The following is a 20,775-nucleotide window of genomic DNA, read 5'->3' as shown; positions in this document are numbered from 1 at the left end:
CATTAATATCTAGACCTTATTGCCTTAAATTAATTGGATATCAAAGCTTAATGATAATTAAATCAAATATTTTGTTAATGCTTAGTGGATTAGCGTAAAAAAGCTGGGATTTTATAGGAAAATAGTTAATCCTTATTGGATTAACTATTTTAAATGCGGGGAATCTTTACATAAGTACTCTGTCAGTACGGATAAAAATTTCTTACGTTAAATGACCGCCCATCGAGGCGGTCTTTTTTATGCATGAAACGTTACAGCGTATCGGATCGCAAAGATTCAATATGTTTTAGGTGTACTTTTTATGTTGAGTTACATCACCTTTTCCGTACTTTTTCAATGATGTCTATATCCCTCTTCCATATGCTCTGTTACAGATAACTTTAACCTAATATTACAGGTAGTTAATGGTATGGCTGAAGATATAGAGATTAGATTAAAATATGATGTTTTAGGGCGTAAATTAAAACTGAACAGGGGAATTAAATATCCCTATGAGAATGTAATTTTTTACTCTTGCGAATTTTTGAATAAAGCTTAGGTGTTGATTTATATGAAAGACATTTTACAAAATGAACTGTTAGCTTTAAAAGAACGGTATGAGTTAGAAAAAAAATTCTGGAATGAGAATGAGGATGAGAGCGCTCGATGGGATTCAGACTCAGATAGAGAGCTTATTGGTGTGGCTAAATTTATCAAACTTGTCGCGTATAAGTCAGATTATTTAGAGTTGCTCGGTATAGCGACAAAAATTGAATTGGATGTTCAACAAGATTTAGACCAAAAAATAGAAGATATGAATTTAGATTGGGTGTACGAAGATCCATATCCACATGCAGATATGGCAAGACTTTCTTGTATAGCTTGGTTCTATGAAGAAAATCGTTATGTTGTAGATATGAGCAAATATAAAAAGATAGTAGATGATAATGAAATCATCCTTAAAAATGCTGGCTTATACGACCGTTTAGTACGGTATGTAGATGAAAAAAAAGTACTAGATAAAATATATAATGAAGTAAAACATTCATTAATGCATAGTTCTAATGAGGGCTCTCCTGATGTTATTCAGGCTGATGAGTTATTTAGTGTAGAGCTACAAGAGATTTATAGAAAAGCAGATCTTCACCTTCAAAAACAATTAGAAAAAGCTAAGCAGTACGCATAAATAGATTTGATGTTAAATGAGACTAATTTGAAAGTATGAAGGTTGGGTGCTCATTGGCAATGTAACCAAACAAAACCTGAAATGGTGAGGCATTACTGCCCCACCATTTAGGCTAGATTATCTCACTTCGTAGGCAAGTACCGCCTTAAAGAGTTTAGTACCATCTTGGTACTGGACTTCACACAAGTCATCCCTGACGAGTGCCAATGCAACTAATAATGTGAGACACACAATTAGTAATCCTGTTGGGAAGTTTCTTTTTGGCATTTTTACTTGCCTCCTATAGTGAGAGGCACTAACATATGAATTGTCTAGAGTCATTTGTCGGCCTCGTTGATTTAAAATTAACGGGGCTTTCATCTATCTGGTCTATCACAAAACATATCTGTTTGTTGCTCAAGACTAGACAGCCAAGAGCACCCGCGCTGATTATACATTAACTCGCCTATCCCCTATCATTTTTTTGTCATTTCGCTTTAATCCCATAAATTAAGTAATTTCTGCTTTTAGGCCTCTAATACTTAAAAAGATCATAGTTATATTTAATTAAACCTATGTCACAAAAAATTACACCATAAGTCATGATTAAACCTTAAATGTGAATATTGAACCAATTAAGGTTTAATTGTTTTTTTGTTTGTATTATAATGATGGCTCATCAATTAGGAGGGCCTGCAATGATTATTAAAACGCTGGAACGTGTGTCAGGACAAATGCATGTTGAACAACAATCACTAAAAGAGCTTATTGAACATCAAAAATCAATAAGAGTGACAGATAAAGATGTTGATAGTGTTGATCGCTTAATTTACAACCACAGCTTAAAAAAAGGCGAATTACAAAAGTTGTTTGGCTTATCTCGCGTTACTTTTAATTCTCGTATTGATGAAGCTGAAAAAGAAGGTTTGATTGGTGAGCCTATTACCAATGGTAAAACTAAGTTGTATAACCGCTTTGATGTTGCTGCTTTCTGTGAGTATATGCAATTTCCGAAATACAAAGAAAATTATTCATCTATTGCGATTGCTGTTCAAAACCATAAAGGCGGAACCGGTAAATCAACTACAACAGCAACGTTAGCGACGGCGACTGCACTTGATATTAATTTGAATGCTCGGTGCTTAATCATTGACCTTGATCCACAAGGTTCAACAGGCCAATCACTCGTTCGCTCTCAGTCTGATGACTCCATATATATGACAGCTATAGATATGGCTCTTGCAAACAAAGAAGTGGGTGTTTTTAGTCAATACTTATCCGCTGGATACGAGCAGAGAGATCTCATATTGAAAGCACCATTTCAAACTCATTTACCCAATTTAGATGTGATCCCTGCTTTTCCAGACGACGAACGTTTTGTTGATCTTTTTTGGCAATCTGATGAATTAGAGCAGCAAAAGCTATTAACTAAGTTACGTGAAATTATGAATGTTTATAAAGATGAATATGATTTCATTTTTATAGATACGCCCCCACAAAACTCTCCTATCTTGTGGGCTGTAAATGAAGCTTCTGACGCAATTCTGATACCTGTAACGCCCCGTGAATATGACTTTGCATCTACAACGAACTACCTAAAAACACTTTCTGGAACTTTAGGTGAGTTACCAAGCAAAGGTGAAAATATTAAATGGCTAAAAATGTTACCTGTCAATTTTAATGATAAATCTAATAGTGAAGTTAGGGTGTTTGACAAGCTCTTACGCACTGCGGGATCTATATTATTATCGACTGCAATTGAACATAGCGAAGCTTTTGTTGCTACTGCTGAATTAAATAGAACTGTACTTGATATCGTGAAATCTGAGGATGTTTGCTCTGCAAAGCAACTAGATAAAGCGTTACTTTCGGTTAGTGCTGTTTATAAACAAATTACGAACGAATTAAAACTAATTTCAAATAAGGCTGTTTAACTATGAGCTTATCACATAAAAGAACAGGGTTTGGTCAGAGAACAAACAATCTACCATCACTAAGTACCAAAGAGCTTATATTTAAAAGTGGTGCAAAAGTTATAGCAACTCGCGTTGTTATAAAAGCAAATGAAATTGAAAATAAAACAGTAATTCATCATTTGAATATTCGTAATCAAACGAACTTAACTGCTGAATCTTTACGTGACATCCTACCGTCGATTAAATTAAGCGGTGTACATACTGAAGGCTTCGCAATTGAAAAGGATGGTAAATTTTTAATTATTGAATCTTCTCGCCGTCGGATGGCATGTATTTTAAGTAATAAAGATTTGCCTCTATATGTCTTTAAAGCAGATGAAATATCTGACAATGATTTGACTGCATTTATAGAATCAACATTTACTCAAAAGAAATTATCGTATCGAGAAATTGGGGCTGTTTATCCTACCCTTATGGAAAAAAATAATTGGTCAGCAATTCAATTAGCAGAACAATTAAATATAGGTAGAGAAACATGCAGAAAACGTCTTGTTGCAGCAAGTATTAATCAAAATCTAATTGATGTTTTTCCCGATCCTGAAGGTATTCCAAATAGCTTTTATTCTAAATTAGTGAAGGTTGAGAAATATCTAAAAACTAACAACATCAGTATGTCACAATTTATTAAACAATTAATGTTATTAGATATTGATAGCTCAGAAATAGATGAAATACAGCATTCTGTTATGAAAAGAATGCTAGATATTATTCAAACTAAGCAAGTATCAAAATGGATAATCAATGATATTCAGATATTTTCTGAAAAAGATAAGTACGCAAAAATCCATGAAACTGATGATCATAAAAAACTTACTATTGAGTTAAGTGGTTTAAATGATGATTTATACAAAGAAGTAATCAAATTCGTAAATGATAAAATAAACCATGAATCTTGATTACAACCCCCATTGTAAATTTTAATTACAATGGGGGTTGTAATATCAAATGACCAAAACAGCGAAGCAGAATCATTTTGAAATTTTATCGAAACTTCTCATTTTTCCAAACCTATTTTGAAAATGTTATGGTCAGTTATAGTATTTGTAAATCAGCTCAACTTACAAGTTGAGCTAAAATACATTACTGTTTTTGTAGTAATGACTACTGGATTAGAAGTTATAAATTAGCGTAAATTCAACTCGTGAGATATCATCGCTCGAGCTGCCTACCACATCACGGGTATAGTCGCTGTCTAGAGCGTAGTACATATTCACCTCCGACTTTAAGTTACCTGTAATGTAGTTATGGAATTGCAGATAAAACTGGCTATAAGCGTATTTTTCATCTGATTCAGCACCAAACAATACATCTTGATTTAACGTATAAATCGCATCATCGGTGTTTGCTCTCCATGTCGACATGAAGCCAGCAATGATTGACTGCTTTGGCTGATATTCAATGACGGTATACGAACCAACCTGCATGGCATTACCATATGCCCCATCATGTGCGAATCCTAATGGGTCACCGGTCCATAGCGGGTTAAAGGTATTGACCTTATCGCTATTTTTATCCGAACCTGAAGCATAGTGTAGGTTCAAACCTAAACGATAGTTCCGGTCTGCCTTCCAATTGTAATTCAAGTCTACGTAAGCCATATAAGCAGAAATATCTTTACCTGCATGGTCACCAAATTGGTACACACCATCAAACATGTAACCAAAGCCTTCACTTACGAAGTCATGAGCATGAATACCCAAAACTTGAATATCAACATCACCATCAGGAGCATTAACAAAGCTTTCGTTTGTCAGCTGATTACTCATTACGTAAGCTTGCATCGTGCCGAGATCTGTTTGCCAATTCGCGAATAAACCTGTTGATTTCTTACCGTTAGTTTTGTCATCCCAATTACCACTAAAGCTACCATCGCTATAGAGCGGGAAGACTTCTTCACCGTAATAAACATCAAAATTAATACCAGAAACACTATACTTCGCGCTTGCAGCATTCCAACTAGACTGTACCGGCGTTGGTTCACGGTTCATCATTTGCCATTCATTTAAGTAAATTTCTTGACGACCAAGTCGTGTACTTAAATATTGTTGGCCATCGTCAAGGAACTTAAATTCTGCGAACAATTGTTGGAAATCCGTACCAGCATCATCCACTGGCCCAGGATTATCTAGATTAGTGTAGTTAGTGCGAATCTCACCGAATAGGCGCATCCAATCTTGATACGTCACATCTGTCGCAAACTGCATACGAGTCCGAAGCTCATTTTTTTTACGATTTTCGCCATCGTACATATGGTTCCAACGGTTATCGAGAGCCACTTTTACATTACCACTAAAAGAAATTTTCCAGTCACCGCTTTCATCAATGTCTAAACGCTTTAATTTCTCAGAGAAGCTTTTTTGGCTCTCTTTCAAATCGTCAACATAGCTCCAATCTTCATTGGCTCTGTCTCCCCAGAACACCATAGGGCTTCGTTCTGGCCAATCCGCTATTGTATTTTCACTCGCATGTAGAACGCCAGAAATGCATAGAGAAAGTAAGGTGATCACATGTTTTATTATTGTTTTCATTTTTATAATATCCATATTTCAGGTGCATGAATCCCTTCCTGTGACGCGGGGTCACAGGAAAAATCATGAGTTATAAAGCTTGTAACTGTAGGGTTACATAAGGAAATACGTTGTTAGGAATCAATACCTAAGGCTTCTTTAATACCAGAGGCTATTGTTATGACATTAGCACCGTATATCACTTGAATACCTTTATTCATCCTTACTACTCCTATAGCGTTAAGTTCTTGTTTCCAAATTTTATCGCTTGCCGCTAAGGATTCATCATGCAATGAAACACGCAGTCTAGTGGCACAATTAGCTACGTTTTCAATATTGTAGGCACCGCCTAGTGCTTTAATAATTTCAGCAGGCAGGTCTTTTGAGGTTTGCTTTTTTTTCTTTTTAAAATCTTCTTTAGAGTACAGTGCTATATCACCATTATCTTCTTCACGACCCGGAGTTTTCGAGTCAAACTTCAAGATAAAGAACTTAAAGGTGTAGAAGTAAATAACGAAATACAGAGGAACTATCCATATCAGAGCCCATGCATGCACTTTCTCTGGTTGAAGTAAGTTAGGCACCATGAACAATAGCTGATTACCATGAATAGATACGCCCATCATTTCAGTTATCACATAAGCTAAACCATTTAGAGGCACATGAATGACAAAGAATAATAAAGGCTGAACAAATAAAAATGTGTACTCTAGAGGTTCAGTGATACCAATCACTGCCGCAGTGAACACCGCTGGCACCATGATGGCTGCAACTTTCTTGCGGTTTTGTGTTTTCGCTGTCACATACATCGCATAAGCCGCACCGGTTAAACCACCAATTTGAATTGGAATACGTCCGCTAGTGAAGTTATGGGTAATGTAGCTTGTTGCCTCTGGAGAGCTTAATTGGCCATTCATAATGTTACGAACACCTTCATAAACCACACCATTAATTTCCATTACGCCGCCTACTCGCGTGTACTCAATAGGGAAAGCGATCAAATGGTGCAAGCCAAATGGTAATAAGCCTTTATCAAACACCCCGAAAAGGAATGAACCAAAGATACCAGAGCTGGTAATAAGCGTTGTTATCGACTGTAAAGCACCAGCAATTGGTGGCCAAGCGTAGTAAACGAAGAGAGCAATTGGCATGATAGCAAAGTAAGTGAAAATCACTACCGCGCGTGGGCCAGAGAAAAAGCTGAGTAACGTAGGCATTTCAAATTTGTAAAAACGGTTGTGAATCCAAGCCGTAATGCAGCCCACAAGAATACCACTGAAGATACCCATGTTATAAGCGAAAATGCCTAGAGATTCTCCCCATAAAGAGTTGAAGTTTTGTGCAGCAACTTTGTCGTAACCAGCATTATCCATCAAAGATGCAACACTGGTGGTTTCAGTCGTCCAACCGTGAAATGCAGCAATCGAGCCGATAGCTACATTGAAACACATGAACGCAGTAAAACCGGTAAAGGCTGCCCATCCTTTTTCTGATTTAGCGAGTGCAAAAGCTAAACCAATCGCGAAGAATGGAGGTAGGTTGCGCATCACCATCAAACCTAGATCTAACATCAGTTTGAAGAATGCCCAAATAACAGAGTTAGTTGCAGACATTTGATTTACAATGCCTGCACCTATACCAATAAATATACCTGCGATAACCAGTACGATGATAGATACCATCATACCTCCAGCAAGTGCTTGAACCTTATCTCTCATAATTTACTCCTAAAGTGACACGAGAACTTTTACGTATATTGTTATTGCTCTTTTTAATGATTTGATATTGAGCCTTTCGTTGGGCTCATGAACACAAGTCACATCACCAGGAAAAGTAGGTCCGAATGCAACGCCGTTGTTTAATGCTCGCGCATACGAAGCTGCGCCTTTGCTAAAACATTGAGCGTCCGTTCTTGTAACTTCGGAATAAGCTTTTCCCATAACTTGGATAAGATCACTTTCGGGTGAGAGGTAAGATAGAGGTAAGTACTGCTGTTCAATCAATTTCACTCCATATTGTTGGGACAAGTATTGGAGTTGGGTACGAATTTCATCGATAGTCAGGCCTTTAGGAAACCGAAAATCAAAATCTAAGTTGTAACTATGTTGATCGAGGTTAATAGACGAAATACAACAAGTTGTTATTCCCATTTCATCATCTTGATACTTGAGTCCTAATTTGGAAGCATCGCTTGCTTGCGCAAAGCATCCATCCAATAATTCAATCAAGCTTTGAGAATGAGCATCTAAACCGTCAACATCTCGCATTTGAAGAACAAACTGATCCATACAGTTGTCAACTTTATGCGGATTGCGGGACTTCTCCCATGGCGTCGATAATTCAACGCAGTACAGCTCCTTTTGTGAGTTATCAATATCCGCTTTATTTTCCACGAGCGTTACTTTGGCAAAAGTTGCAAACCTTGCTGCAACTTCAGCTGCTTTTTTACCAGCTAAGTACACAGTTAATTGATAGCAAGTAGATGTTCTATCACGTTCACTTTCAATACTGATTATCTGGCAATTTCCTACGTCTGTGAGAGTTGGGAGTTCTCGTTGAAATGACGCATATAGGATTCCTTTTTCTCCATTGACGATTGGGAAGTCACCATCAGGGGAAAAACCATATTCTGGCTGAGGATTGTGCTTAAAATAATGTTCTACACATTCCCAAGTTGTCTCTTCTGCACCACCGATAATGAGTCGAATCGTTTTATCGAGCTTCACATCTAGTGCTTTAAACATCTTGAGGATGTACAGACTTGCCATCAAAGGGCCTTTGTTGTCTGTAACGCCTCGACCGTATAACTCATCACCTTGTTTATGCATTTCAAATGGCGGTGTATTCCATTCATTTAAATCACCGGCTTCAACGACATCAACGTGGTGCAAAATTGCTATTTCTTGCTCACCTTGACCAAAACAAATATCTAGCGCATAACCTTGATGATCTCTCACTTCAAAGCCTTCACGCTGTGCGAGTTCAATTAAGTAGTCGAAAGCCTGTCTAATTGAGCGGCCAAATGGTGCGCATTCTTCACTTGTGGTTAAGTCTCGCACAGACGGAATAGCAATTAACCCTGACAAATCATCCAAGAACGCTTGGTGATGTTGGTCAAGATAGCCCTGAAAACGGGGTGATAAATTGCTTTCCATCATGTTTAGTCCCTAATTAATCGTTACTGAGTAAGCCTTAAATAGACTTATTATTGAGGTTTCATTATCCTCGATAACCAATGTGTTCCTTCGCTATTTGAGAACGCCATGAAATCTGCTGAACGCTGCGCAAAGATGCCGTTTTCAACCACTCCAGCAATCGCATTTAATTCTCTTTCTCGACTTTTAGGCTCAGTAAGATCTAAGCCAGAAACATCAAGGATTATGTTGCCGTTATCAGTCAAGCAGCCTTCCCTTAGCACAGGCTCTCCACCTAAACTTCGTAAAGCGTTGAAAACCGCTTTCTGTGCAGCTGGCAGTACCTCCACTGGTAACGGAAATTGCCCTAGTTGATTGACTAAACGGCCGCTATCGGCAATAGTGATAAAGCTCATTGCTAATGTCGCGAGCACTTTTTCACGCGCTAACGCTGCGCCTCCACCTTTCACTGTAATGCCGTCGGCCATACCCTCATCTATGCCATCAATATAAAAATCGACACGGTCGCACTCCGCAATTGCCAACTCTTTCAAGCCAGCCTCTGCAATCGCCTTACTCGAACGTTCAGAACTCGATACACAGTGAGAAAACTCCGTTCCACTCTGTTTCAATAACTGTATAAAGACTTCGACGGTTGCACCTGTACCAATTCCAATGACACTTGAAGGCGTTAGCGCATCAATTACATGCTCTAAGGCTACTTTCGCAGCCTTAGTTCGCAGGCAGTCATGGCTGATGTTGTCAATAAAACGCGTTGTCATTGCCATACTATCTCTCCAGAACCGCTTTAGATTTCTCTACGATGTTTTCAACCGTAAACCCAAACATTTCAAATAACTCTTCTGCAGGCGCTGATTCACCAAAGCTTGTCATGCCCACGATGTCACCTCGTAGCCCTACATATTTGAACCAGTAGTCACGAATGCCGGCTTCTATTGCAACGCGTGCGGTGACATGACTAGGCAGCACTTGCTCTTGATATTCAGTTGATTGAGCATCAAACACATCTGTTGCTGGCATCGAAACTACTCGGCAGCGTACGTTTGCTAATTGCACTTTTGCTTTCATAGCCAGCGCCACCTCAGATCCCGTAGCAATCAAAATCAACTCAGGTTCACCTTTACAATCAGAAAGGATATATCCGCCTTTTGCTACATTGGCTAACATCGATTCATCACGTTCAAACTGCACAAGATTTTGGCGAGAGAAAATCAACGATGTTGGACCATCAAAGCGTTCGATCGCCGACTTCCAAGCCACAGCCGTTTCTACTTGGTCACAAGGGCGCCATGTACTCATGTTTGGTGTCAGACGTAATGATGCGATCTGCTCCACTGGCTGATGTGTTGGGCCGTCTTCCCCCAAACCAATTGAGTCATGGGTATAAACAAAGATGCTGCGTTGTTTCATCAATGCCGCCATACGCAGTGCGTTTCGAGCGTATTCCATGAACATCAAGAAAGTGCCGCCATAAGGAATAAAGCCGCCATGAAGTGCGATACCATTCATCATTGCTGACATCGCAAACTCACGTACGCCGTAACTTAAGTAATTACCAGAGGCATCTTGAGCCGAGATTGATTTTGAACCCGACCAATTCGTCAGGTTTGATGGTGTCAAATCTGCTGAACCACCCAAGAATTCTGGAAGTAACGGACTAAACGCTTCAATTGTATTTTGAGATGCTTTTCTAGTTGCAATCGTTTGCGGGTTTGCTTGCAAGGTCTGAATCAAGTCTTGCGTATACTGCTCCCAGTTTTCTGGTAATAAGTTTTGGCTACGGCGTGTAAACTCAGCCGCTAACTCAGGGTAAGCTTGTTGGTAAGTATCAAAACGAGCTTGCCAATTAAGTTCATCAGCCTTGCCTTGCTCTTTTCTATCCCACTTATTGTAAATATCTTGTGGTATTTCAAACTCTGGGTGCTTCCACCCCAAGTTTGAGCGAACAAGTGCGACTTCTTCAGTTCCTAGCGGAGCACCGTGGCAGTCATGGCTTGCTGATTTATTTGGAGAGCCGAAGCCAATGATTGTTTTGCAACAAATCAAGCTAGGTCTATCTGTTATCGATTTCGCTTCAGTAATTGCTTTATGGATACTTTCAGAATTATGACCATCAACATTTGCTATTACATGCCAGCCATAAGCTTCAAAGCGTTTTGGCGTATCATCAGAGAACCAACCATCAACTTCGCCATCAATTGAAATGCCATTGTCATCCCAAAATGCAACTAACTTTCCAAGCCCTAGTGTTCCCGCGAGTGAACAAGCTTCATGCGAAATCCCTTCCATCATGCAGCCATCACCCATGAACACATAAGTATGGTGATCTACGATGTTATGACCATCTCGATTAAATTGTTCGCCCAGAACTTTCTCCGCCAACGCCATTCCCACGCCGTTAGTGATGCCTTGTCCTAATGGGCCTGTTGTTGTCTCAATACCCGGCGCGTAACCATATTCAGGATGACCTGCGGTTTTACTGTGTAATTGACGGAAAGATTTAATATCGTTCATCGACAACTTGTACCCAGATAGGTGCAGCAAGCTGTAGATCAACATCGAACCATGACCATTCGATAGAATAAATCTATCTCGGTCAGTCCAATTCGGATTTGTTGGGTTGTGTTTTAGAAAGTCTCGCCATAGTACTTCAGCGATATCTGCCATTCCCATTGGAGCCCCTGGGTGGCCTGAGCCTGCTTTCTGCACTGCATCCATACTTAATACACGAATCGTATCAGCAAGTTTTGAACGTGAAATCATCATGCATCTCCTACAAGCGCGCTTCGATCATTGTTTCCAATTTGCCTTGGTCGACGGCAAAATTGCGAATACCTTCCGACAACTTTTCTGTTGCCATTGGGTCTTGGTTCATTTCCCATCGGAATTCAGCTTCTGTCATCGATGCAGGTGCAGTTTTAATCGCATCACGCGCTGAAAATAGCAGGCATTGCACATCGCCTTCTTGGGCGGCTAGTTGATCTAAGATTGCTGGACCAATCGTCAGGCGGTCACACCCTGTTAACGCTAAAACTTCTTCCGCGTTACGGAAGCTGGCACCCATGACGACTGTTTCGTAACCGTGGTCTTTGTAGTAGTTGTAGATATCTGATACTGAAACGACACCTGGGTCTTCATTAGGTAAGTACTCTTTTTTCTCTGTATTGGTTTTGTACCAATCAAGAATTCGCCCTACAAAAGGGGAAATTAAGAAAGCACCAGCTTCTGCACACGCTTTTGCTTGAGCGAAATTAAACAACAATGTCAAATTACAATTGATGCCTTCTTTCTCTAACACTTCAGCAGCTTTAATACCTTCCCAAGTGGAAGCCAGTTTGATTAAAATGCGCTCGTTATTAATACCGGCCTCGTTGTACATCGCAATCAGTTTGCGTGCCTTTGCTAAGCTTGCTTCTTTGTCAAATGACATGCGAGCATCCACTTCTGTAGAGATACGTCCCGGCACCGTTTTTAAAATCTCTAGGCCAATATTGACTGCCAACTTGTCTCCAACATCAATTAATTGCTGAGACTTATCATCGCTTTTAGATTTTGCCCACGTCACTGCATCAGCAATCAAGTGATCGTATTGAGGCATCTCAGCCGCTTTTAGCACCAAAGAAGGGTTAGTGGTGGCATCTTGAGGTTGAAAAGCCGCAATCGCATCAATGTCACCGGTATCCGCAACAACGGTAGTGTACTTTTTCAATTGTTCTAATTTATTCATCTTCATTTCTCATAAGTTGATTAAGCAATTGCGGTAAGGTTTGGTCATTCATAGAACTCATCACCACGTTGGCTAACGAGACATCGAGGTGACAAGTGAGCAAGTTAGTTACCGCTACTGTTGGTATTCCTGCCGATCGAGCCGCCTGAACACCAGGAGGAGAGTCTTCAAATGCGATGGCTTGATGGGCAGAAACACCTAATTGATTTAAGGCGGCTAAATATACATCTGGTTGAGGCTTACGTTTTGCTGGGACAATGTCTTCTGCACCGACAAAACAATCAAAGAAGTGGGTGAGATTTAATCGAGATAAAATTGGATGGTAATGCTTAAATTCAGAGCTTGTTGCTAGTGCAATTTTCCAATTTTTTGACTTTGCAAACTCAAGGTATTGACGAACACCTTCGCGCTCAGAAATAGTTTCAATCAAGCGATATGCTTTCTCCTCAACAAGTTGGCGAATGTCATAATTCGACAATGCTTGATGAGATGCTTGATTAAATAATTGATAGAGAGAAGTTGCTGGTACTGAGCTCCCAACTAGACCAGCAACCTGAAGAGGCGATACTTCAACATCATAGGTTTTTAACAAAGCTTCCCAAGCTTTAAACATACAAGTCTCGGTATCTACGAGAAGTCCATCGAAATCAAAAATCAATGCTTGAACATCACTGGCAATGAATTCCTCTCTTTCCAATTTCAGTGCTGTGTTATTCGAAGTAGTGATGCTTTTTTCCATGGTCTCGTCTCCATTTTCTTTATTAATTTATTTTTAAACTCAGAGGCTCTAAACCAAACTAGCGTGTAATATTTCTTTCATTTCATCACCGCTAGTCAGCGGTAAATCAAAGCAGAAAGCAGGCTCTAGCTTAAGAACATCTTCTTGATTTACCCCTACTTGAGTTAAATTCGACTCGAGGCCAATTCGCTCAAGAAACTTCACAATAAGTGCAGCCAATGATTGAGCTTTTTCTTCAATGCTTCCCACAGCACCAAAGAGCTCAGCTACTTGCGCAAAGCGCTCCGGCTGTTTTCGCCACTGAAGTTGCACATACGCTGGATAAACAACCGCGAGTGTTAAACCATGTGGTAAGTTCGTTTTACTACTACCTAAAATCTCTCCAAGAGGATGAGGCGCTCCAGCCCCACCATTTGCTAGTGAAATACCTCCTAATGTGTCGGCTTTTGCTAATTCACAACGGCCAACTAAATCTGCTCCGTTGTCTATAACATTTGGCAAGTTTTCAACTACCAGCTTCATGGCTTCTAACGCCATTGCATCCACAAAAGGAGATGGACGTGTGCCAGTGAATGATTCAAACGCATGAGAAAAAGCATCAAAACCCGTCATTGCAGTCATACGAGGTGGTAGTGTTAACATTAACTCTGGGTCAATCAGCGCTTCGCAAGGAAAGAACTCCGGATGAAACAAGGTCAGTTTTGCGTGCTGTTCTATGTCTGTAATCACTGCAGCTTGTGTTACTTGTGATCCTGTACCAGACGTTGTCGGTACTGCGATCAAAGGAACAACTTGAGCGGGTAAATCTTGAATGTCTCCAAACGGTGAGTCATAGGTTGCGAACCAATATGCCCAGTCCAAAGACTCTGCTTTGATAGCCGCAGAAATGATTTTTGCTGTATCAATCGAAGAGCCACCACCAATTGCTAACACCACATCACAATTTGCCGAAACCGCTATTTGGCGGCCAAGTTCCACAACAGTAGTTGGTGGGTTTGGTACCACACCATCAAAATGTGTTACTTCAATTCCCTGCTCTACTAACAAAGCAAAAATACAATCATAGGCAGGTTTCACAGCATCAAAAATTGGCTCACTGACCACTAGGCATCGTTTGCCATATTGAGCAACAAGCTGCCCAATCTTTTGAATTTCTCCCGCACCAAATGTCAATTTTGTCGGCTGATAATATTGAAATTGTGTCATGAATTAATCCTAGGTAGTGGTGCCAAGCTCGAGCATAACTAAGGGGGAAGCTCGACACCGTTATTAGATTTGAGCGCGACAACGATATAAATCACTGTTACGCCAAGTGACAAAGTTAAGCTGTTTCAGCTTCTTCTTATTTCACTTCTGCTTTGTCTTCGAGTTGGTCAATTGCAGCGCGGAAATCACGAACACCAGCAGTAATGCCATCTTTGTGACCAAATATATTGGTAGAGGCAACCATTACGTCGATGTCTTCATTAAGCAGCTCTTCGATATTGTGGTTACGGATACCACCATCAACACATAGTTCACAGTTAGGGTTACGTTCGTTAATGAGTTCACGTGCTTCACGGATCATTGCAATCGCTGATTTACGCCATAACCACTCATCATCGCCATCAGTAATACCGTGAATAACAATGTGTAAACGATCTAAGTAGTAGATAGATTCTTTAACGAATGACACTGGGGTTAATGCACCAACCGTTAAGCCAAATTTCATTCCGTAGTTTTGACAGTATTTAATGATGTAACACAGAGGAGCCCCGATAAAATGCTCTGCTGGTAGAATCAGCATGTTTGCACCTGCAGCTGCAATTTTATCGATAAATAATTTGTCGCAATCTTTGAAGTAAGCATGAACTTCAATTGGCTTTTCAGTGTAAGGACGAATACCTTCAACGATTTGATGTCCACCCATTAATTGCAGATTTTTCAGGTCATGCATATCTGCAGCATCACAGTGAATGTAGTCAGCCCCAGCGTCAGAGACTTCTTTCACTACATCAGCAATGTGCCCGTAATCTACGTGAGCTAGACCTGCTGCAATTTTTACTTTTTTCATGGTATTTCCTTAATAATTAAAAGAATGTTGGTATGTTTTCTGACCTTCTTGAACCATGAGGCGAAGATACTGGCCAATTCCACAACCGTTGTTATTAGTGACAATAAGGTTTGCTAACCCTTTTAAGGAAGGGCTAGCGTTATCCATAGCAACAGGCTCTCCGACGAGTCGGAACATAAAGGCATCGTTGTCCCCATCTCCAAAAGCTATGGTATTTTGAGCGGATATATTTTGTTGTTTTAGCCACTGAGTTAATGCATGACCTTTCGTGGCTGACGTTGATGTAATGTCGAGTTTTGTTGGTGCAGATAAATCAGCTTGGCAATGAATTTGCAAAGCATCCCTTAATTGATTCAAAGCGACTTTGTCCGAGCTTGAAACAAGAACTTTGTATACCTCTCCTGTCTGTTCAAGCAGTTCACTGATAGCAGGGATGACTTGAATTGATATGTCTGCGTTGATGACTTCTGCTTTTTTGATCAAGTCTTCCGTATGCTTTGACGCTTTTTGAGTAAACACGCCACGACTTGAATAAATAGTGAAAGCAAAGTGTCCTTCATTTAGCAAGCTCACTAAATCAATAAGGAAATCACGATCCAAAACTTGGGGGTTCATTATGTTCTGGGTGATTGGGTCAAAAAGGTATGCACCGTTACAGCAGATGATAGGTAAAGACAAACCAAGTTTTTTGACATAAGGCATCATTAACTGATGCGGTCGACCACTTGCGAGACTGACGCTATAACCACTCTTTACAGCAAGCGTGATAGCTTCTTTATTATTTGAGCAGATTTGCTCATCATCTCTTAACAATGTTCCATCTAAATCAATAATGACTGCTTGATACTTCATTTTGGCCTTTAATGACTTCTTGTGACGTAAAATGACCATAAACGATCAATTGCGGTCATGTAAAGTCGTTTTTGACTTTTTTGTGACCAAAATAAGCGTTTTATTACAATAAATGCGTCATTGGAGGTCAAAATTGGTCATGATTAGATTTTATTTGCCCAAAAGTTCATAGTGCGTCAAAATAAGTCAAAACAAATTAAAGGCATGAAGAATGAATGAAGCTCAACGTCATAGAAGCTTGCTTGACCATTTAAACAGTCACACTTTTATTACGACAAATGACTATATGAAAATGTTAGATATCTCATTATCAACAGCTCGTAGAGACATCACTAAACTGGCAGAAGAAGGTAAGCTAAAGAAGATTCGTAATGGTGCAGAAGTGATCAATCATGATATTCCATTGGTTATAACGCACGTTCCAAGTAGCTTTATTCCTGAAGAAAAAGATATTGAGTGCTACGCAGCCAAACAACGGATTGCCAAAGTAGCGGCAGATATGTGTGAGGAGCACGATAGTATTATCGTTAGTGGCAGTAATACCACCTTTCTGATGGGGGAGCACCTTCTCCACAGAGATGTTCAAGTTGTGACTAACTTTATGCCACTGGCCTACCAATTGATCAGCCAAGATCATCAGAGCATCATTATTTTGGGTGGTCAATATCTGCCTGAACGCCAGATCACTATTTCACCCGATGAAGAAGCCGCAGACGACCACAAGAGCCGCTTTGTGTTCTTTACCGGAACAGGTGTAACGGCAGCTGGTATCCATACATCTGATTTATTGGTGTATATGGCAGAGAAGAAGCTTCTAGAATATGGCGATCGTATTGTTGCGCTAATTGATAGTAGTAAGGTAGGTAAGTACGGTGGAAAATTACTTGCTTGTACATCCAAGTTAGACACTTTGATTACTGATGAGGGGGCCGATCAATCGACTCTTGAGTCATTACGTCAGCAAGGAGTTAATGTTGTCGTAGTCTGATGGCGAATAACCATCCAGAAAATAAAAAAGGATTGGCAGTAATACCAACCCTTTTCTATTGAAGTTGACCTATCCTAAATAAGGTTGTTTTACAGTATTAGTGTGGTTCCGAAAATATGGCCGACTCGATTGGTCTGGGGGCACGCCTCAATAATCAATAATCAATATTGAATTTAAATAGAAATACTTTGCCCCGTCATTACGTAATAAGTTACGTTGTCATTAGTTCATCACGATAGAATCTTCGTAACAGCTCAATGAAACATACGTCAAAGTGAAAGGAAAATGGTTTTATCTGTATCACGCTATTAATAAACAAGGTGAAACACTAGATTTCTATTTTTCGCCAAAGCGTAATAAAAAAGCCGTTTATCTATTTCTTTGGTGCTGCCTAAAATATTACAGTATTGATATCAGCTTAAAACGTTAAATACAGATAAGCTTTATCTTATGCTAATACGATTGCCAGTTTGAAGTAAGGAAGGGCGATTACGAGAGGATGTTGAACTGCGACAAATCAAATATTTTAATAATGGTATCGAGTCAGATCATACTATTACCAAAAAGCTCATTGTCGCCCTCGATGGATTTAAAATACGAAAACATACCAGCCCAACCTCTTCTGAAAATGTTATAACATCCATTCGGAGTAACCTATCTATCTTACAGGTAAAACTTAGCTAGCAACCGTCACCAAAGGGCAAACAACATTAAATTAATCTTAGTTTATTTCATTAAAAGTATTTGTATCGATTACAACCCCCATTGTAATCAATATTTACAATGGGGGTTGTAATCTCAAACTGGAAACTTTTCATCAGTCCAAGCGTCATTACCAATGTGTTTGCTGATTTACATGCAAAAGGTTTTCTGAAAAATTACCGTAAAGGTTATACGTTTGTATAATCATAATAGGGTAGAGTAGTTACTTACATCAATTGTAGAGTTGCTCAATTACACGAAGATAAAAAAGGTCAAACGATGGACGTGAAAGCGGCCATTAATAATGCTATTTGTGAGCTGGAAAAATTAAAAACAGCTGCAGTACGTGATGAACCAATAAATAAACATTAATGATTTGCAGCACCCCGCCGAGGCAACCATGTCCTATTTCACTAGTGAAACTCAGCCAGCAAGCGGTCTTCACCAAAGGTAACGGTCAGGGCTAAGAAATAACATTCAATATAAGCCTGGATAAAATTTGTTCTTCCTCGCAAGCGAGGACAAATTTTTACCAGGTTATATTTCACTAACCGCATTTATTCTCCTACCGTCGAACTCACAAAGCTAGAGCTTTCACTTCTACCTGATAAGTGCTTGTAATCGCGTTTATCTGCCTCGTTAGTCATTGTTCATCCTTTTGGACGTTTCAATCTTCAATCGCTTTCTTTTTTTAATCGTCACCTATCACAACCTAACCGGCAAGGGAGGCTTCACCGCTTCGCGCCCTTGCTGGTTAGAACGATGGTATGTGTACGAACAGTCAGGCGATGACGAAGATGAAAACTTAAACCAAAAGGACTCACGACCATGACTCACTTAACAGCTAACCACTCAACAATCACTAATCAGTTTGAAGCGACCAACGTATCCCCGTTGGAGCAGTCAGGCTCCAACAAAAATGAAATTCTTAACAGCTTTAAAGCTAGTAAACATGCGAAGCAAAAAATTGAAGGAGTTATAATTTCATGAAATTTTGCGCTGAAATTGAAGTTCTTCAAGGTGATGAATATATTACTTATTATGTGAAAGGTGCAAATAAATCCATGCGAGATAAAGCAATTGATAGATTGCTAGAGGATGGCGGAGAAATAACATTTGAAAAATATTGGATAGAATAAAAAGAGGTGATTTAAATTACTGCTTTCACCTTTAACTTGGCAATAAAAATTGTAGGGTTTTAGCCCTACAAAAGGTAGGGATCATTACTGATGAATATATTGGGAAAATTTAATTATCGAAAGGGGAGGTATTGCTTTTTTAAAAGTTTAGAGCATTTTTTTAAAGGGGTATCTTTACTCTCTTTGTTGCTTTTATTCATATCAAGAACAAAGAACGGAGGTGCAGTAATTATGATTGTTTTTATTGCTATTTGTTCGCTATGTAGACATTGGTTTTAAATTTTATAGTAATAATACATTAAGGACGGAATTACGGGAATGTAACCCGTCAGGCTTAACGGGTTAAAATGTTAGTTAAGATTAAATCAAAAAGTCTTCTAGATTTTTATCAACTAAAAATTTAGGTGTGCGACCTTGGCCTGTCCATGTTTTTTCTTGGCCATCTTCATCAACATATTTGTATTTGGCAGGGCGAGGTGGGCGAGTTGACTTTTTAGGTTTTGCACTCATTAAACCTAATAGTTCTTCTGGAGCTATTCCGTCAGCGATAAGCATTTCACGGTATGCTTCTAATTTATCATTACGTTCTTTATTTTCAGCATGAAGTTGTTCTTCTTCTTGAGTTCGCTCATTAACGACTTGTGTTAATTTTTCAAGTGATTCTTGAAGCTGATCCAGTGATATTTCACGACTAACTGCACGTAAAGAGCGTAAATTTAGAAGTAATTTAAATGTTTCTGACATTATATAAACCTTACTTATCTTGCTGATTAAAAAGATTTTGTAGACATTACTGATATGTAATCGAGTCTAGTCACAATAGTAATCAATATTGTATTGATTGTCATCATAACTACGTACACATGCAAGTTCTTTGATTATTCGTCCTTGTGGTGTTTTTTTGATGAAAATTAATAAATTAATTGTTTGGGCTATCACTTTTTTATTAACGTTGCTTGAGACCTCTTCTATGCATTGCTCAAGTCGTTCAAGACCAAGTAATGCAGAGTTTGCATGGATAGTCGCGACACCGCCTGGGTGTCCTGTGTTCCATGCTTTTAGTAGGTCGAGGGCTTCTCCACCTCGAACTTCACCAACGAGAATACGATCAGGACGATAACGTAGTGTAACCCTTAATAGTTTACCCATCGTCACATTGGCTTTTTCCGATGTTCGCATTATGACGCTATTTTCAGCGGTACATTGTATTTCATTAGTGTCCTCAATAATGATGATCCGATCATCAGAATTATATTTTATCATTGAATCAATAACGGCATTGGTCAGTGTGGTTTTTCCTGAGCCTGTTCCGCCCACAATCAATATATTTTGTCGGTTAGCGATAGCTGCTTGTATGATTTCGTATTGATGTTGAGTCATCGTTCCACCTTGGACATAATCATCCATAGTAAAAACTTTTGTAGCTTTCTTACGAATAGTAAAAGATGTTTGTGCGGTAAGGGGAGGAACAATCCCTTCAAAGCGGCTACCATCAGTAGGTAATTCGCATTCTAAAACAGGGCATTCTTTATCAATTAATTCATTGTGATAATGAGCGATGGAACGAATAATAATATTGGCATCGTCAGGTGTGATCATACAATGTTTGTACATTGGCTTACCAAAGGCTTCAACCCATAGCCAGCCGTCACTGTTTAGCATTATCTCAATAACCGTATCGTCATTTAATAATGCGAGTATTCCTGTTCGTTCTAAATGAGAGTTAAGTGATTTTATTGCTCTTTGTTTTGATTCTGGCATTAATACGATCATCCTGAAGGGGGCTTATGCAC

General features: G+C 39.3%; 18 protein-coding genes and 1 pseudogene. 6 read left to right on the top strand and 13 right to left on the bottom strand.

Annotated elements, in window-relative coordinates; all coding sequences use genetic code 11:
* The first annotated feature begins 550 nt into the window (after positions 1–550).
* Positions 551–1,165, top strand: a complete 615-nt coding sequence (locus CZ809_RS19155) for a hypothetical protein (RefSeq protein WP_080159124.1) — start codon at positions 551–553, stop codon at positions 1,163–1,165.
* Positions 1,166–1,282: 117 nt separating this feature from the next.
* Here the strand turns inward: CZ809_RS19155 and CZ809_RS19150 are convergent, their stop codons facing one another.
* Positions 1,283–1,432: a Hok/Gef family protein gene (locus CZ809_RS19150; protein WP_043128471.1), complete on the bottom strand. Its 150-nt coding sequence runs from the start codon at positions 1,430–1,432 to the stop codon at positions 1,283–1,285.
* Between the two features lie 410 nt (positions 1,433–1,842).
* Here CZ809_RS19150 and CZ809_RS19145 point away from each other — a divergent pair, with 410 nt between their 5' ends.
* Positions 1,843–3,078 (top strand): ParA family protein, encoded by a 1,236-nt coding sequence (locus tag CZ809_RS19145; protein WP_080159148.1) that lies wholly within the window; start codon positions 1,843–1,845, stop codon positions 3,076–3,078.
* Positions 3,079–3,080: 2 nt separating this feature from the next.
* Positions 3,081–4,016 (top strand): ParB family protein, encoded by a 936-nt coding sequence (locus CZ809_RS19140; protein ID WP_080159123.1) that lies wholly within the window; start codon positions 3,081–3,083, stop codon positions 4,014–4,016.
* Between the two features lie 213 nt (positions 4,017–4,229).
* Here the strand turns inward: CZ809_RS19140 and CZ809_RS19135 are convergent, their stop codons facing one another.
* The 10 genes from CZ809_RS19135 to CZ809_RS19090 all read right to left on the bottom strand — a co-directional run bounded on the left by CZ809_RS19135 (position 4,230) and on the right by CZ809_RS19090 (position 16,153).
* On the bottom strand, positions 4,230–5,648 hold the full coding sequence (locus CZ809_RS19135) for an alginate export family protein (protein ID WP_080159122.1): 1,419 nt from the start codon (positions 5,646–5,648) through the stop codon (positions 4,230–4,232).
* Positions 5,649–5,761: 113 nt separating this feature from the next.
* Positions 5,762–7,345, bottom strand: coding sequence for a PTS transporter subunit EIIC (locus tag CZ809_RS19130; RefSeq protein WP_080159121.1), 1,584 nt, complete (start codon positions 7,343–7,345; stop codon positions 5,762–5,764).
* Positions 7,346–7,354: 9 nt separating this feature from the next.
* Positions 7,355–8,785 carry a Sapep family Mn(2+)-dependent dipeptidase gene (locus CZ809_RS19125; protein WP_080159120.1) on the bottom strand — a complete coding sequence of 477 codons (1,431 nt, stop codon included), beginning with the start codon at positions 8,783–8,785 and terminating at the stop codon, positions 7,355–7,357.
* Positions 8,786–8,832: 47 nt separating this feature from the next.
* Positions 8,833–9,549 (bottom strand): ribose-5-phosphate isomerase RpiA, encoded by a 717-nt coding sequence (rpiA, locus tag CZ809_RS19120; protein WP_080159119.1) that lies wholly within the window; start codon positions 9,547–9,549, stop codon positions 8,833–8,835.
* Between the two features lies 1 nt (position 9,550).
* Positions 9,551–11,545: a transketolase gene (gene tkt / locus CZ809_RS19115; protein WP_080159118.1), complete on the bottom strand. Its 1,995-nt coding sequence runs from the start codon at positions 11,543–11,545 to the stop codon at positions 9,551–9,553.
* Between the two features lie 10 nt (positions 11,546–11,555).
* A complete protein-coding gene (gene tal / locus CZ809_RS19110; RefSeq protein WP_080159117.1) occupies positions 11,556–12,509 on the bottom strand; it encodes a transaldolase in 954 nt (317 codons plus the stop codon).
* On the bottom strand, positions 12,502–13,248 hold the full coding sequence (locus CZ809_RS19105) for an HAD family hydrolase (RefSeq protein ID WP_080159116.1): 747 nt from the start codon (positions 13,246–13,248) through the stop codon (positions 12,502–12,504). Before CZ809_RS19105 ends, tal begins: the two co-directional genes overlap by 8 nt.
* 48 nt (positions 13,249–13,296) lie before the next feature.
* On the bottom strand, positions 13,297–14,454 hold the full coding sequence (locus CZ809_RS19100) for an iron-containing alcohol dehydrogenase (protein WP_080159115.1): 1,158 nt from the start codon (positions 14,452–14,454) through the stop codon (positions 13,297–13,299).
* A gap of 136 nt (positions 14,455–14,590) precedes the next feature.
* On the bottom strand, positions 14,591–15,301 hold the full coding sequence (locus CZ809_RS19095) for a ribulose-phosphate 3-epimerase (RefSeq protein ID WP_080159114.1): 711 nt from the start codon (positions 15,299–15,301) through the stop codon (positions 14,591–14,593).
* A gap of 9 nt (positions 15,302–15,310) precedes the next feature.
* The gene (locus tag CZ809_RS19090) at positions 15,311–16,153 is read right to left on the bottom strand and encodes a Cof-type HAD-IIB family hydrolase (RefSeq protein ID WP_080159147.1); all 843 of its coding nucleotides are present in this window, start codon (positions 16,151–16,153) and stop codon (positions 15,311–15,313) included.
* A 211-nt stretch (positions 16,154–16,364) separates the two neighbouring features.
* On the opposite strand from CZ809_RS19090, the gene ulaR reads away from it, so the two are divergent.
* From ulaR to CZ809_RS21200, 3 genes and pseudogenes are all read left to right on the top strand, one after another.
* Positions 16,365–17,141 carry an HTH-type transcriptional regulator UlaR gene (gene ulaR, locus CZ809_RS19085; protein WP_080159113.1) on the top strand — a complete coding sequence of 259 codons (777 nt, stop codon included), beginning with the start codon at positions 16,365–16,367 and terminating at the stop codon, positions 17,139–17,141.
* A 250-nt stretch (positions 17,142–17,391) separates the two neighbouring features.
* A pseudogene (locus tag CZ809_RS21425) lies at positions 17,392–17,759 on the top strand (DDE-type integrase/transposase/recombinase); the annotation flags it as partial.
* A gap of 1,070 nt (positions 17,760–18,829) precedes the next feature.
* Complete coding sequence (locus CZ809_RS21200) at positions 18,830–18,982, top strand: hypothetical protein (protein ID WP_159447957.1); 153 nt, start codon at positions 18,830–18,832, stop codon at positions 18,980–18,982.
* Positions 18,983–19,342: 360 nt separating this feature from the next.
* Here CZ809_RS21200 and CZ809_RS19075 read toward each other — a convergent pair whose 3' ends face one another.
* Together CZ809_RS19075 and trbB are read right to left on the bottom strand one after the other, a co-directional pair.
* Entirely contained in the window at positions 19,343–19,726 is a 384-nt protein-coding gene (locus CZ809_RS19075; RefSeq protein WP_080159111.1) for an H-NS family histone-like protein, read from the bottom strand.
* 66 nt (positions 19,727–19,792) lie between these two features.
* Positions 19,793–20,743: a P-type conjugative transfer ATPase TrbB gene (gene trbB / locus CZ809_RS19070; protein WP_080159146.1), complete on the bottom strand. Its 951-nt coding sequence runs from the start codon at positions 20,741–20,743 to the stop codon at positions 19,793–19,795.
* Positions 20,744–20,775: the final 32 nt, after the last annotated feature.

The organism is Photobacterium piscicola (genome assembly GCF_900166965.1).
GTDB lineage: Bacteria > Pseudomonadota > Gammaproteobacteria > Enterobacterales > Vibrionaceae > Photobacterium > Photobacterium piscicola.
Note: the sequence above shows the minus strand (reverse complement) of the source record. Positions and strands in the feature narration are given on the sequence as shown.